General features: G+C 53.5%; 11 protein-coding genes and 1 pseudogene. 6 read left to right on the top strand and 6 right to left on the bottom strand.

Features of this window, described 5'->3' with window-relative positions; translation table 11 throughout:
- Positions 1–8 precede the first annotated feature (8 nt).
- Complete coding sequence (gene yjiA, locus BV494_RS21830) at positions 9–977, top strand: GTPase (RefSeq protein ID WP_104924915.1); 969 nt, start codon at positions 9–11, stop codon at positions 975–977.
- On the opposite strand, the gene btsR is transcribed toward yjiA, so the two are convergent.
- Positions 974–1,693 carry a two-component system response regulator BtsR gene (gene btsR, locus BV494_RS21825; protein ID WP_104924914.1) on the bottom strand — a complete coding sequence of 240 codons (720 nt, stop codon included), beginning with the start codon at positions 1,691–1,693 and terminating at the stop codon, positions 974–976. The two genes, yjiA and btsR, sit on opposite strands and share 4 nt — an antisense overlap.
- Positions 1,687–3,377: pseudogene (locus BV494_RS21820) on the bottom strand (LytS/YhcK type 5TM receptor domain-containing protein). Before BV494_RS21820 ends, btsR begins: the two are co-directional and overlap by 7 nt.
- 237 nt (positions 3,378–3,614) lie before the next feature.
- Here BV494_RS21820 and fbaB point away from each other — a divergent pair.
- The 3 genes from fbaB to BV494_RS25920 all read left to right on the top strand — a co-directional run bounded on the left by fbaB (position 3,615) and on the right by BV494_RS25920 (position 7,773).
- Entirely contained in the window at positions 3,615–4,664 is a 1,050-nt protein-coding gene (fbaB, locus tag BV494_RS21815; protein ID WP_104924913.1) for a class I fructose-bisphosphate aldolase, read from the top strand.
- Between the two features lie 108 nt (positions 4,665–4,772).
- Positions 4,773–6,458, top strand: a complete 1,686-nt coding sequence (locus BV494_RS21810) for an Hsp70 family protein (RefSeq protein WP_104924912.1) — start codon at positions 4,773–4,775, stop codon at positions 6,456–6,458.
- Positions 6,385–7,773, top strand: coding sequence for an O-antigen ligase family protein (locus tag BV494_RS25920; protein WP_192938202.1), 1,389 nt, complete (start codon positions 6,385–6,387; stop codon positions 7,771–7,773). The genes BV494_RS21810 and BV494_RS25920 overlap by 74 nt, the downstream gene beginning before the upstream one ends.
- A 45-nt stretch (positions 7,774–7,818) precedes the next feature.
- Here the strand turns inward: BV494_RS25920 and amyA are convergent, their stop codons facing one another.
- Both amyA and proP read right to left on the bottom strand, forming a co-directional pair.
- Complete coding sequence (gene amyA, locus BV494_RS21800; protein ID WP_104924911.1) at positions 7,819–9,300, bottom strand: alpha-amylase; 1,482 nt, start codon at positions 9,298–9,300, stop codon at positions 7,819–7,821.
- Between the two features lie 123 nt (positions 9,301–9,423).
- On the bottom strand, positions 9,424–10,926 hold the full coding sequence (proP, locus tag BV494_RS21795) for a glycine betaine/L-proline transporter ProP (protein WP_104924910.1): 1,503 nt from the start codon (positions 10,924–10,926) through the stop codon (positions 9,424–9,426).
- Positions 10,927–11,220: 294 nt separating this feature from the next.
- Between proP and BV494_RS21790 the strand changes: the two genes are divergently transcribed.
- The gene (locus tag BV494_RS21790; protein WP_104924909.1) at positions 11,221–12,402 is read left to right on the top strand and encodes an oligogalacturonate lyase family protein; all 1,182 of its coding nucleotides are present in this window, start codon (positions 11,221–11,223) and stop codon (positions 12,400–12,402) included.
- Positions 12,403–12,408: 6 nt separating this feature from the next.
- Entirely contained in the window at positions 12,409–12,729 is a 321-nt protein-coding gene (locus BV494_RS21785; protein WP_104924908.1) for a cupin domain-containing protein, read from the top strand.
- A gap of 189 nt (positions 12,730–12,918) precedes the next feature.
- Here the strand turns inward: BV494_RS21785 and BV494_RS21780 are convergent, their stop codons facing one another.
- A complete protein-coding gene (locus tag BV494_RS21780) occupies positions 12,919–13,557 on the bottom strand; it encodes an RpiB/LacA/LacB family sugar-phosphate isomerase (RefSeq protein WP_101079130.1) in 639 nt (212 codons plus the stop codon).
- A 58-nt stretch (positions 13,558–13,615) separates the two neighbouring features.
- Positions 13,616–14,377, bottom strand: a complete 762-nt coding sequence (kduD, locus tag BV494_RS21775; protein ID WP_104925264.1) for a 2-dehydro-3-deoxy-D-gluconate 5-dehydrogenase KduD — start codon at positions 14,375–14,377, stop codon at positions 13,616–13,618.
- Between the last annotated feature and the right edge of the window lie 34 nt (positions 14,378–14,411).

Genomic DNA, 14,411 nt, shown 5'->3' with positions numbered 1-14,411 from the left:
ATAACGTTATGACACCCATTGCGGTCACGGTTTTAACCGGTTTTCTCGGTGCAGGCAAAACCACCCTGCTGCGCCAGATGCTGCATCAGCAGCACGATTATAAAATTGCGGTCATTGAAAATGAGTTTGGCGAAGTGGCGATCGACAGCCAGCTGATCGGCGATCGCGCGACGCGCATTACGACGCTGACCAACGGCTGCATCTGTTGCAGCCGCTCGAACGAACTGGAAGACGCGTTGCTGGATTTGCTCGACGGCCTGGATAAAGGGGACGTGCAGTTCGACCGTCTGGTGATCGAATGCACCGGCATGGCGGATCCGGGGCCGATTTTGCAGGCGTTTTTCGCCCATGAAATTATCTGTGAACGTTATCTGCTCGACGGCGTGATCACGCTGGTGGACGCGGTTCACGCGGACCACCAGCTGGATCAGTTCCCGCTGGCGCAGTCGCAGATTGGTTATGCTGACCGGATTTTACTGACCAAAACCGATGTTGCCGGTGACAGCGGCGAGCTGATTACGCGGTTGCAGCGCATCAACGCCCGTGCGCCGGTGTATCCGGTAGTGAACGGCGATATCGATCTGGCGCTGTTGTTCGATACGCGCGGTTTTATGCTGGAGGAAAACGTGGTGGTGTCAAAGCCGCTTTTCCGCCGCATGGTGGCGCACCAGGAAAACACCATTTCGTCCATCGTGGTGGAGCTGGATTATCCGGTGGCGTTGCAGGCGGTGTCCGGCGTGATGGAGGGCCTGCTTGCCGGTTTTGCAGACAGCCTTCTGCGCTACAAAGGGATGTTGTGGATTGAAGACCAGCCGTGCCGCCTGCTTTTTCAGGGCGTTCAGCGGTTGTACAGCGCCGACTGGGATCGTCCGTGGGAACCGGAAGAAACGCCGGTCAGCCAGATGGTGTTTATCGGCGTGGCGTTACCGGAAGCCGAAATTCGTCAGGCATTTGAGGGGTTACGCTCTGCCACTTAAAGCCCGACGGCTTCTTTCAGTGATTTCAGATAGCGGCGGCTGACCGGCACGGTCTGGCCGTCGCGCAATAACAGTTCCGCCTGATTATTATCTTCCAGGCGGATCTCCTTCAGATAATCCATATTCACCAGATATTGCCGGTGACAACGTAACAACGGCGTGCGGCTTTCCAGCGTGCGCAGCGTGAGTTCCGTGAATCCTTCCTTGCCGTCCTGACTGGTCACGTAAACGCCGCTCATCCGGCTGCTGACGAACGCCACCTCTTCCATCTGTAACAGCCAGATCCGGCTGTGTCCGCTGCACGGAATAAATTTCAGCGACTGCTGGCTTTCCGGTAACAGTGAGATTTCCTGCACCTGACGTTCCTGCCGCAGCCGCGCCAGCGTTTTCTGTAAACGCGGCGGCTCAACCGGTTTCAGCAGGTAATCAAATGCGCACTCTTCAAACGCCTGCACCGCGTATTCGTCAAACGCGGTGAGAAAAACAATGTGCGGACGGTGCCGGTGATCAAGCATTCCGGCCATTTCCAGCCCGCTGATGCGCGGCATCTGAATGTCCAGAAACAGCACGTCCGGACGCAGTTTATGCACCGCGCCGATGGCTTCAATCGCATTGGCGCATTCGCCAATAATCTCGATGTCGCTTTCGTTCTCAAGCAGGATCCGCAGGTTCTCGCGCGCCAGCGGTTCATCATCAACAATCATCACTCTTAACATGCGGGTTCCTCGATCGGCAGACGCAACGTGACGCGGGTGAAAAGATCCGGTTCGCAGCTGACGGCGATCCCGTAGTCATCGCCAAAGCGCGCGCGCAGGCGTTTGTCCACCAGACTCATGCCCAGCCCGTTGCTTTCTGTGCACGACTGCTGATACAAACCGGCGTTGTCCTCGACCTCAACCACGACGTTTCTCCCGTCACGCCGGGCGCGGATAGTAATCACGCCGTGTCCGAGCAACTGGGATGTGCCGTGTTTAATGGCATTTTCAACAATCGGTTGCAGGGTGAACGCTGGCAGGTTTTGCGCCGAGAGATGATCCGGCACCTGTAATTCGACACTCAGCTGTGACGGAAAACGCGCCAGTTCGATTTGCAGATAGGCATTCACATGCTCGATTTCATTAGCCAGTGTGACGATTTCTGACGGGCGCTTGAGGTTTTTGCGAAAGAACGTCGAAAGATATTGCACCAGTTGCCCGGCTTTATCGCTGTCGTTGCGGATCACCGCCATCAGCGTATTCAGGGCGTTGAACAGGAAATGCGGGTTCACCTGCGCGTGCAGCAATTTGATTTCCGACTGGGCAAGCAGCGCTTTCTGTTGCTCGTATTTGCCCGCCAGAATTTGCGCCGACAGCAACTGCGCAATCCCTTCCCCCAGCGTGCGGTTGATCGAACTGAACAGCCGGTTGCGCGCTTCATACAATTTTATGGTGCCGATCACCCGCTGATTTTCGCCCCGCAGCGGGATCACCAGCGTGGAACCGAGTTTGCAGTTCGGGTGCAGCGAACAGCGGTAAGGCAGTTCGTTGCCGTCGGCGTACACCACTTCGTCATTTTCAATCGCCCGCCAGGTATAGGCGGAAGATATCGGTTTGCCGGGCAAATGGTGGTCATCGCCCACGCCGGTAAAGGCCAGCAGTTTCTCGCAATCGGTAATGGCGACGGCGCTGATATCCAGTTCCTGATGCAGAACCTGCGCCACTTTCATGCTGTTTTCTTCGTTAAAGCCTTGCCGTAATATCCCTTCGGTTGACGCCGCGACCTTCAGCGCGGTGGCCGAAAACGCTGACGTGTATTTTTCAAACATCGCACGTTTATCCAGCAAAATGCGCATAAACATCGCCGCGCCCAGCGTGTTCGTTACCATCATCGGCGCGGCAATATTACTGACCAGGTGCAGCGCATCATGAAATGGCCGGGCAATCAGCAGGATGATCAGCATCTGCACTGCTTCTGCTACAAACGTAATCGCACCCGCGGTCAGCGGATTAAACAGTTTATCGGTGCGGCCGCGGCGGATCAGAATGCTGTGCAGCAAACCGCCGAGCAGCCCTTCGGTAATCGTAGATACCATGCAACTGAGCGCCGTCATGCCGCCCATCGAATAACGATGCAAACCACCGGTCAGCCCGACCAGACCGCCGACTACCGGCCCCCCAGCAGGCCGCCCATCACGGCGCCAATCGCACGCGTGTTGGCAATCGAATCTTCAATGTGAAGACCGAAATAGGTGCCCATAATGCAGAACACGGAGAACGTGATGTAGCACAAGAGTTTGTGAGGCAGACGAACCGTGACCTGCATCAGCGGAATAAAAAGGCGGGTTTTACTCATCAGCCAGGCGATAACTAAGAACACACACATCTGTTGTAAAAGCAGTAAAACTAAATTGAATTCGTACATGCCCGACATCCGCAATCCGTGAAGCGCACACGATAGCGCGTTCAGCGAAACGTTTCTTTGGCACACGCCAGAAAAACGAAATCGATTTATTAATTTTTTGTATGTGTGGCTTGCGTCAGCCCTCAGCATCTAATGTGCAAGTTGGCCGGAATCAAAACGTTAGTCTACGTTGTCTACTGTAAGGCAGGTTCATTCATCGCTCTGAACCCCTGTTCAGAGCCCGAGACGGAGTTCGTTATGACTGATATCTCTAAGCTTTTAGGTAAAGAAGCCGATTCCCTGTTGCAACATCGTTGTTCAACCATTACCGCTGACCAGCTTCATCTTCCCGGCGCTGATTTTGTTGATCGCGTCATGATTGATAACAACCGCTCGCCGCGCGTGCTGACCGCCATGCAAAATTTGTATAACACCGGCCGTCTGGCGGGAACCGGTTATCTGTCGATTCTGCCGGTCGATCAGGGCGTCGAGCATTCTGCAGGCGCTTCATTTGCCGCCAACCCGCTCTATTTTGACCCGAAGAATATTGTCGAGCTGGCGCTGGAAGCGGGCTGTAACTGTGTGGCCTCGACTTACGGCGTGCTGGCTTCCGTGTCCCGCCGCTATGCCCACAAAATCCCGTTCCTGGTCAAACTGAACCACAATGAAACGCTCAGTTATCCGACCCAGTACGATCAGACGCTGTACGCCAGTGTGGATCAGGCGTTTGATCTGGGCGCGCAGGCCGTCGGCGCAACCATTTATTTCGGTTCAGAACAATCCCGTCGTCAGATTGAGGAGATCTCCGCCGCGTTCGAACGGGCGCATGAACTGGGCATGGTCACGGTGTTGTGGGCGTATCTGCGCAATCCGGCGTTTGTGAAAGACGGCGTGGATTATCACGCCAGCGCGGATTTGACCGGGCAGGCTAATCACCTGGCGGCCACCATTGGCGCGGATATCGTGAAGCAAAAGATGGCCGAAAATAACGGTGGCTACAATGCCGTGAAATTTGGTTATACCGATGCGCGCGTCTACTCCAAACTCACCACCGATCACCCTATCGATCTGGTGCGTTATCAGCTGGCAAACTGCTACATGGGGCGCGCAGGGTTGATTAACTCCGGCGGTGCTGCAGGCGAAAACGATATTCAGGAATCAGTGCGTACAGCGGTTATTAACAAACGCGCGGGCGGCATGGGGCTGATTCTGGGGCGTAAAGCTTTCAAGAAATCCATGCAAGAGGGCGTGGCGTTAATCAATGCGGTGCAGGATGTGTATCTGGATAAGAAAGTGACCATCGCTTAATCCGGACTACAAAATCCCTTAAGTATTCTGTAAATTTGGCCGATAGAGACGCTTCGTCGTCAGACACTTCTTTCGGCCATTCTCAGTTTATTTTCGGGAGCAATACGGATGTTGATAGGGATAGATTTAGGCACGTCAAACAGTGCTGTTTCCATCTGGCAGGACGGTCAGGCCGTTCTGATACCGAACGCCTACGGGCACAATCTCACGCCCTCGGTTATCGGGCTTGATGATAACGGGCACATTCTGGTTGGCGCGCCTGCTCACGCCCGCCTGTTTACTCACCCCGGTTTAACCCTCTCCAGTTTTAAACGCTTCATGGGCACCGACCATAATTTCCGGCTCGGGCAACAGTCTTTCCGCGCAGAAGAGCTTTCCGCCCTGCTGTTACGCAGCCTGAAAGCTGACGTCGAGCAGCATTGCGGTTGTAGAGTCGAACGCGCCATCATTACCGTCCCCGCGTATTTCAATGACATTCAGCGTAAAGCCGTGAAAACCGCCGGTGAACTGGCCGGTTTGCACGTTGAGCGCTTGCTGAACGAACCGACCGCCGCATCGCTGGCTTACGGACTGGCGAATCAGCAGGAGCAAAAATTCCTGGTGTTCGATTTGGGTGGCGGCACTTTTGATGTCTCGATCATAGATATGTTCGAAGGCGTCATTGAAGTGCGCGCCAGCAGCGGCGATGTGTTTCTCGGCGGCGATGATTTTACCCGCAGTCTGGTCAGCTGGATGCTGGCGCAATTTCCGCAACTCGATCAGGAAGATACCGGTTTACACGGGCGGCTCGTCACATTAGCGGAGCGGGCCAAACGCCAGCTGACCGCGCAGGAGAGCACGGTTGTCAGTTATCAGCATGAAGGCGAAACGTTAAGCTGGACGATCACGACGGAAATTCTGGCGCAATGCTGCGAAAGCGCGCTGGAACGGATGAAAAAACCGGTCATTCAGGCGCTGCGCGATGCGAAATTTTCGGCCGATCAGGTGGATCATATTGTGCTGGTGGGCGGCGCGATGCGGATGCCACTGGTGCGTCAGGCGGTGGCGCGTTTGTTTGGCCGTTTCCCGCGCTGTGATCTTCAGCCCGATGAAGCCGTCGCATTAGGTGCCGGGATTCAGGCCGGTCTGGCGATGCAGGATCAGGCACTTGACGATATCGTGCTGACTGACGTGATGCCCTTCACGCTCGGTATTGAGATTGCGCGCCGTAAAGGCGAGGGCTATGAAACGGGGCATTTTATGCCGCTGATCGAACGCAATAGTTTTGTGCCGGTGAGCCGTGTGGAATCCGTCCGTACGATCACGGACCAGCAAAAAATGCTCGAATTTTCGATTTATCAAGGGGAAGGCCGCCGTGTTTCCGACAATATTCTGCTCGGTTCCTTATCGCTGGATGTGCCGCCGCGCCCTGCCGGTGAAATCACCGCCGACGTGCGTTTTACCTATACGCTGGACGGCATTCTGGAAGTGGAATGCAAAATCGATCATAGCGGTGAGATGCAAAAACTGGTGATCGAAAAATCCCCCGGTTCGCTTACGCCGGAGCAAATCTCCGCCAGCCTGTTGCGGCTGGAAAACATCAAACAGCATCCGCGCGAACAACTGGTTAACCGCCAGCTGGTCGCCGAAGCCAATGCGTTTTACGAACAAAGTCTCGGTGAACAGCGCCAATATATCGCCGATCATCTTTACCGTTTCGAGAGCGTGCTGGACACGCAGGATGCCCGGCAAATCGCTGAAGCCCGCAAGGAAATCGAGGGACTGGTCGCGTATCTGCGCAAGGAATGGGAGTAAACGGATGAGCATCTGGTCAGTCTTAGACATCGAACCTACCGACGATCTGAGCATTATCAAGCGCGTTTACGCCCGTAAACTGAAAACGACGCGGCCAGATCAGGATCCGGAAGGCTATCAGCGGCTGAGAGAGGCGTTCGAGCAGGCGAAGGGTTACGTGGATCGCCCCTCAAGGAGTGACGTTGTCACGGAAATTCTGGATGAATCTCCCTCTTTCACTTTACGGATGCCGGTTCACATTGAGCCTTTAAAAGAGCTCACGCCGGATATTGATGATGCGCTGGAACAGGAATTAGAGGCATTAAGGCCGGTGACTGTCATCATCGATCTCATGATGGAAGATGAAACCGAAGGTCTGAACCTGCTTAAAACCGTGCTATCCGCTGAGCTTTGGCAGAATCTGCGCCTGCGGGAATTATTCAGTCAGGAACTGGCTGCGCAGCTGAGTGAGCGTGAAGGATTGTATTCGGCGCTGCTTATTCGCGTTTCAGAGGTCATGGGCTGGGATATTGACCATTATCGGCCGGGTGGCATACCCGCGCATCGTCTGGCCGCGCTTTATCGTCAGATTGAAAATACAGAGGCTGAGGTTTACTGGGAAAAGCTTAAACGCAGGTACCACGACACCGAACTAAACCGTAGACGTTTCCGGCTGATGACAGCCGCCAATACAAAGCTTCCCTGGTGGACGAAATGGGAACCTGTTTTCCTGAAGCCATTGCATGCGGAGCTGAACAGGATCCTCTGGGATTTCCCTCTGTTGCTTCCGAGAATCAACCCAGAACTTGTGAAAGTCCATTCACAAAACGGCTGGATGATGAATTGGGGAACGATTTTCCTGACGGCATTCTGGGGCATTCTGATTGTTCTCGGTACGCGTGACGATCCGAATCAATTTCGTGACCGTTGCATACTGACTGTGGTTATTGGCAGTTTTATCTACGGCTACGACATTTGTAAACATATTTTCCGTAACAAAAGCAAAGCGATAGTGGTGGTTGAAAGCGTGCTTTCGGCGGTGACCATTGGTGTGCTGGTCAAGATATTCCTGGGTTTAAGTGGGCTGTTTACTGCTCATCTTGCCGATCCGCATTTCAAAATCTTTTTTGGATTGTTGTGCCTCATAAGTTTTATCTGTCTGTGTGTTATGGGGACTAAAAAATGGCGTTGGTATAATACGCCTTTCAACGGAATGATTTTACTGCTGACTTTTCCGTGGAAAATGGTAAAAATCGATGGCTGGCTTTACGGCATCGTTATCTGCATTCTGATGCTTTTAGCGTATTCACTGCTGGTTGCTTTAGCCCTCAAATAGCGCCGGGATATAACTAACAGGCTGGCATTCCACCAGCCTGTCTTTTCACTCCGCCAGAACCCAAACGCTGACACTGCCTGCTTCACAGAAGAACTGCGCCGCGCCGTTTTCATCGGTTTCGATGATGTCTTCGCGGTGTTCCAGTAAATCGCGCCATTTCTTATGCGCGAAACCGTCGCCCAGTTCTATGGTCTTTTCTCCGCCTTCCCCGTTTGACATCACCACCACGCAGCCCGGATGCTCTTCGGTTCCGCTGCGGCTGAACGCGATGCAGTTCGGGTGATCGAGATAATCGGTCTGCACGCCCCACGCGTAATCCTGACGGGCTTTGATCAGGGTTTCCAGATGCGGGATCGCGGGCAGGTCGATGGTGTGAGTATTGCCATCACCGCCTTCGTCTTCGTAGCTTGCGCCGAACAGATCGGGATAAAACACAATCGGCACGCCCTGTTCACGCAGCAGGATTAATGCGTAAGCCAGAGGCTTGAACCACGGCTCGACCGGCGCTTCCAGCGACTGTAGCGGCTGCGTGTCATGGTTGGCGACCAGCGTGACCGCGTGTGACGCGTCGGCGGCGACGAGTGTGTTGTCAAAAATGGTGGTCAGGTCGTAATCCGCGCCCTGCTTCGACGCATGATGGAAGTTCAGCTGCAACGGCGCATCGAACAGCATGGTTTTGCCTTCGACCTGATGGATGTAATTTTGCAGCGTGGGAACGTCGAAAGACCAGTATTCCGCCACCAGATACATCGGCTGTTCGGATTCTGCCTGAATATGGTCAATCCATTCTTTATAGAACCAGGCCGGAATATGCTTCACCGCGTCCAGCCGGAACCCCGTGCAGCCGGTTTGTTCCATGATCCAGCGCCCCCAGTATTTGAGTTCTTCGCTGACGGCGTTATTGCGGAAATCGACGTTGGCACCCATAAGATAATCGTAATTGCCAAACTCCTCGTCGACCTGATCGTTCCAGCCGCCTGCCGTGTAGTCATTCACGATTTTGAAGATGCCGTTTTCATCGGGGTTCTCGATATGGTCGACGCCGCTGAAGCAGTGATAATCCCAGACGAATTTCGAATACTGGCCGTTTCTGGCGGCAAAGATGAAGCGCGTCCAGGCATCGGCTTCAATGATGTCGTCGCTGATATCCTCACGGTCGTCCATATTTACGCGGTTAACCTGCACGCGCTCTTTTTCGTCTGCCCCCATTTTGTGGTTGAGCACCACATCGAGAATCACGCCGAGCTGATGCTGTTTCAGTGCAGCAATGGCGGCCAGCAAGCCTTCTTTGTCGCCGTACTTGGTGGCGCGGGAGCCTTTCTGGTCAAACTCGCCCAAATCGAATAAATCGTAGGTGTCATAACCGACCGAATATCCGCCGGAATCGCCTTTATACGCGGGGGGAAGCCAGGCCGCCGTGATGCCGATTTCGGCCAGCCACGCAGCTTTCTCTGCGACCTCAGGCCACAATTTGCCACCCTCCGGGTAATACCAGTGGAAGAACTGAAACAACGTAGGATTCTGCATACAGGATTTCCATTCAGATGAGCGGGAAATGAAGTATGGATCAGGAATAGCGAACTGTAAGGCAAAGGGCGAAAAAAAAGCCGGTCAGGAAATTGACCGGCTTGTATGGGCGACAGCGCTGAATCAGTTGATTTCAGGGTGCTGGTCGATCAGGTTCTTTCTTTTGGCTTCCAGTTCAGCAATCTGCGCATCAATATCTTCAATTTTATGTTCGATATTGTCGTGATGTTCCTGAAGGATTTCACGGGCTTCTGCGCGGTCAGAAGCGGCTGGCGTCGCGCCTTTCAGCGGACGGTTTGCGGTTTCTTTCATGAAGATACCGGTCACCAGGCCAATGACGGAAATGACCATCAGATAATACGCAGGCATGTACAGATTGTTGGTGGATTCCACCAGCCAGGCGACGATGGTAGGTGTCAGGCCGGCAATCAGTACGGAGACGTTAAACGCAATGGCCAGCGCGCTGTAACGGATATGCGTCGGGAACATCGCCGGTAAGGTCGACGCCATCACGCCAATAAAGCAGTTCAGCAGAACCGCGAGGATCAGCAACCCGAGGAATATCAGCCCAATCACATCACTGTTGATCAGAATGAAGCACGGGATGGCCAGAATAAACAGGCCGACGCTGCCGATAATAACGAAGGGTTTACGCCCGAAACGGTCACTGAGCATGCCCATAAACGGCTGTACAAACAGCATACCGACCATAATGGCGATGATGATCAGCACGCCGTGATCTTCGGAATAATGGAGGCTGTGCGACAGGTAGCTGGGCATGTACGTCAGCAACATGTAGTAGGTGACGTTGGTGGCGATCACCATGCCGACGCAGATAATCAGCGGTCGCCACTGTTTGGTGAGGATCTCGCGGAACGACACTTTCGGCGGCTCGGCGATGTCTTTGCGTGAGTCGCTGTCAATTTTATCTACGTGTTGCTGGAACGTTGGAGTCTCTTCCAGCGCGTGACGCAGGTAAATCCCGATCAGGCCCAGCGGTGCGGCGATAAAGAACGGAATACGCCAGCCCCACTCAAGGAAGTTCGCGTCACCAACGATGCTCGAAATCAGCACCACGACGCCCGCGCCGAGAATAAAACCGGCGATAGAACCGAAATCAAGCCAGCTGCCGAGGAAGCCACGTTTTCTGTCCGGGGAGTATTCGGCAACAAAAATGGCCGCGCCGGTGTATTCACCCCCGACCGAGAAACCTTGCGCCAGTTTTGCCAGTAACAGCAGGATGGGGGCCCAGATGCCAATGGTGGCATAGCCCGGTATCAGCCCGATACAGAAGGTACTGACGGACATGATGATAATGGTGACGGATAACACTTTCTGGCGACCAAACTTGTCGCCCATTGCCCCGAAGAACAGACCGCCCAGAGGTCTGACGAGGAAGGGAACCGAGAAGGTTGCCAGTGCGGCAATCATCTGAATACCGGGATCGGCACCGGGGAAAAACACCTGGCCTAATGCGAAGGCCACAAAGCCATATACACCAAAATCAAACCATTCCATCGCGTTGCCCAACGCGGCGGCCGTAATGGCTTTCTTCAGTTTGGCATCATCAATGATAGTAATGTCATTGATTTGCATCGGTTTAACACGTTTTCTTCTTAATCTCATCTTTTACATCCCTTTTTCTAAAATACTCCACTGTGTAAGCGTGAGATATTTTCGTTCGTACCTTTCAATTATTTCAGGTATCAATAATTTGTTAGCAAGCTATACCATTATAGAATGGTTTTCCGCAGAGGCAAAAGGTGGCCATTTTGTGATCAGCTTTGCACTTTTGTTTTCCCCTGCCCCAGTTTCATCTCGCTAAGTGGTAATGTGTTTTCAATTTAATGAAACTGCATTTTAATTAATGAAATTAAAGCCGCCGCAACGGCTAATTTCATGCTACTGATGGGGTGAATCATGGCTAAAGGTTCTCAGATTCAATTCAATTTCCACACCGTTCAGGATCCACAGACCGGTGCCCGCGTGACGCGTTTAACGCCTCCCGATGTTCTGTGTCATCGCAATTACTTTTACCAAAAATGCTTTACCCGCGATGGCAATAAGTTGTTGTTTGCCGGTGAATTCGACGGTAATCGCAACTATTACCTGCTGGATCTCACCACGCAGAAAGCGGTGCAACTGACGGAAGGCGCAGGCGATAACACGTTCGGCGGTTTTCTTTCACCGGACGATCAGTCGCTTTACTACGTGAAGAACGAGCGCAGCCTGCAATGTGTCACGCTAAAAGATTTCAGCGAGCGGACGGTGTATCAGGTGCCTGAAGAGTGGGTCGGGTATGGAACGTGGGTGGCAAACAGTGAATGTACCCGTCTGGTGGGCATCGAAATCAGCCGCGAAGACTGGACGCCGCTCACCGACTGGACGATTTTCCAGACGTTTTATCACAGCAATCCGCACTGCCGCCTGCTGGGCGTTGATTTACTCAGCGGGAAATCCCGTGTGATCCACGAGAAAAACGAATGGCTCGGCCACCCGATTTACCGCCCGTTTGACGATAATACCGTCGCGTTTTGCCATGAAGGCCCGCACGATCTGGTCGATGCGCGCATGTGGCTGGTGAACGAAGACGGCAGCAATGTGCGCAAAGTGAAGGAACATGCGCCGGGCGAAAGCTGCACCCATGAATTTTGGGTGCCGGACGGTTCGGCGCTGATGTATGTGTCTTATCTGAAAGGCCAGCACGACCGCCATATTCGTCGCTTTGATCCGCAAACGGGTGAAGACGTTTCCCTGATGACCATGCCCGCCTGTTCGCATCTGATGAGCAATGAAAACGGCACGTTGCTGGTGGGCGACGGCTCGGGAACGCCGGTGGATGTGCAGGATACTGCCAGCCATACAATTGATAATGATCCGTGGCTGTACATTTTTGACGCCCAATCCCGCCAGTATGCGCCGCTTGCGGCACATAACAGTTCATGGCGCGTGCTGGACGGCGACAGGCAGGTGACGCATCCGCACCCTTCTTTCTCGCCGGACGATCGTCATGTGCTGTTTACCACCGATCACGAAGGGCTTCCGGCGCTGTATCTGGCCGAAATTCCGGCTGACCTGCTCAGTACATTACGTAAGGACTAAACGACGATGTTCATTTATAAGAAAGATATTCCATTGCAGGATTTGGGTGACGGTGTGAGTCGTCGCGTTCTGGCGCATGGCGGCGCGATGATGGCAGTGGAAGTCTCATTCGAAACGGGGGCCATCGGCCCGATGCATAATCATGTACATGAACAACTGACCTACGTGCTGTCGGGGCGCTTCGAATTCACCATCGGCGAGGAAACGCACGAGGTTTCAGCGGGTGATACGCTGTATAAAAAACCGTACATCATGCACGGCTGCGTGTGTCTGGAAAAAGGCGTACTGCTCGATACCTTTACGCCGCAGCGCCAGGACTTCCTCTAACCCGTCATCTTTTGAGCCGTCTCTGCGTTAGCTGCCTTCACTCACCCCGGTCACTTACTTTTGTAAGCTCCCGGGGATTCCTTCAGTTGCCGCCTTGATACAACTCAAATTATTTAGGGTTAAATTGTTGCTAATAAAAAACCGGTACTCACTGAGCACCGGTTTTTTATCGCCTGAAAGAAACTGAGGTTACGCGAGGATTTCACGTACGAAGTTTTCGATCTCTTTGTTCTGGCAGTTTTCGAAGAAGCATTTCTGGAAACGTTCGCCGGTGACGGCGGTTTTCACCAGTTCAGGATCAATGGCGCGCAGCGTATCGAGATAGTTTTCTTTCACGACGGCGGCTTTCACCTGATTCAGGATCCCCGCGTTGCGAACCTGCGGTTCTTTGCGGTCTGCCGGGTAACCCTGGCCTTTCACGCCGGTGAACGCTTTTTCGAAGATGAAGCGAACGTTCAGTTCTGCGCCCCAGCCAAACCCTTTGGCAAATGGCAATGACAGCGCATTACCATTGTTAATTTGGGCGAACAGGAAAGCATCCGCCGGATCGATACAATAACCGCAGTTAACGCCCGGATGAATGTTCAGGGACATCAGCGCGCCCTGCCCGGTGCCGCAGCCCGCAACCACGAAATCGACTGCTTTCGAGTTCAGCAAGATGCTGGCCATGATGCCCAGATGGATGTACGTCAGATGATGATCCTGTTCGTCAGACATGCCGACGTTGTAGACCGGATACTCTTTTTCAGACGCTACGGCGTTCAGTTCTTTCAAAATGATCGCGTTTTTAGCGGCCTGACTGTTTTCCATCATCAATGCAATTTTCATGAGATTTCCTCGTTGTGGCAGCGGATTTCGCCGCTGCGCAAGTTGACTTGTGGCGGGATTAACGCGCCAGCCAGCCGCCATCGACGGCAATTGTGTAGCCATTAATATAGTCAGACGCCGGGGATGACAGGAAAACGACCGGCCCCATCAGGTCTGATGGCAAACCCCAGCGTCCGGCTGGAATACGGCCTAAAATTTCTTCGCTGCGCGCTTCGTCTGCACGCAGTTGCTGGGTGTTGTTGGTGGCCATATACCCCGGCGCGATGGCGTTGACGTTGATATTGTGTTTCGCCCATTCGTTCGCCAGCAGACGGGTCACGCCCATCACCGCGCTTTTGGACGCGGTATAAGACGGCACGCGGATGCCGCCCTGATAGGAAAGCATCGACGCGATGTTAATGATTTTCCCACCGGTGCCCTGCGCGATGAATTGTTTAGCAACCGCCTGAGACATGAAGAACACCGATTTGATGTTCAGGTTCATGACGTCATCCCAGTTCTTTTCGCTGAACTCAATGGCGTCTTCACGGCGGATAATCCCGGCGTTGTTGACCAGAATATCCAGATGACCCATTTCTGCCACAGCACGTTCGAGCAGCGCCGGGATCACTTTGGTATCGCTCAGATCGGCGGTCAGGCTCAGGAACCGGCGGCCTGTTGCGCCAATGCGCTCGATGGTTTCCGTCGGCTCAACAATGTTGATCCCCACAATGTCACAGCCCGCTTCTGCCAGACCCACCGCCATACCCTGACCCAACCCGGTGTCACAACCGGTGACAACAGCTACTTTTCCCTGCAAGGAGAAATTATCCAGAATCATGATGTTTCCTTTTTTCATAAAACGGAGGCGAATA

The organism is Rahnella sikkimica, from assembly GCF_002951615.1.
Taxonomy (GTDB): Bacteria; Pseudomonadota; Gammaproteobacteria; order Enterobacterales; family Enterobacteriaceae; genus Rahnella; species Rahnella sikkimica.
The sequence above is the reverse complement of the archived record's forward strand: the minus strand, read 5'-3'. Positions and strand labels throughout refer to the sequence as shown.

Excerpts from the sequence above, each read along its gene's own strand:
- yjiA (WP_104924915.1), top strand. The coding sequence starts at position 9 with ATGACACCCATTGCGGTCACGGTTTTAACCGGTTTTCTCGGTGCAGGC.
- BV494_RS21785 (WP_104924908.1), top strand. The coding sequence starts at position 12,409 with ATGTTCATTTATAAGAAAGATATTCCATTGCAGGATTTGGGTGACGGT.
- kduD (WP_104925264.1), bottom strand. The coding sequence starts at position 14,377 with ATGATTCTGGATAATTTCTCCTTGCAGGGAAAAGTAGCTGTTGTCACC.
- btsR (WP_104924914.1), bottom strand. The coding sequence starts at position 1,693 with ATGTTAAGAGTGATGATTGTTGATGATGAACCGCTGGCGCGCGAGAAC.
- BV494_RS21810 (WP_104924912.1), top strand. The coding sequence starts at position 4,773 with ATGTTGATAGGGATAGATTTAGGCACGTCAAACAGTGCTGTTTCCATC.
- proP (WP_104924910.1), bottom strand. The coding sequence starts at position 10,926 with ATGAGATTAAGAAGAAAACGTGTTAAACCGATGCAAATCAATGACATT.
- fbaB (WP_104924913.1), top strand. The coding sequence starts at position 3,615 with ATGACTGATATCTCTAAGCTTTTAGGTAAAGAAGCCGATTCCCTGTTG.
- BV494_RS21780 (WP_101079130.1), bottom strand. The coding sequence starts at position 13,557 with ATGAAAATTGCATTGATGATGGAAAACAGTCAGGCCGCTAAAAACGCG.
- BV494_RS25920 (WP_192938202.1), top strand. The coding sequence starts at position 6,385 with ATGCCCGGCAAATCGCTGAAGCCCGCAAGGAAATCGAGGGACTGGTCG.
- BV494_RS21790 (WP_104924909.1), top strand. The coding sequence starts at position 11,221 with ATGGCTAAAGGTTCTCAGATTCAATTCAATTTCCACACCGTTCAGGAT.
- amyA (WP_104924911.1), bottom strand. The coding sequence starts at position 9,300 with ATGCAGAATCCTACGTTGTTTCAGTTCTTCCACTGGTATTACCCGGAG.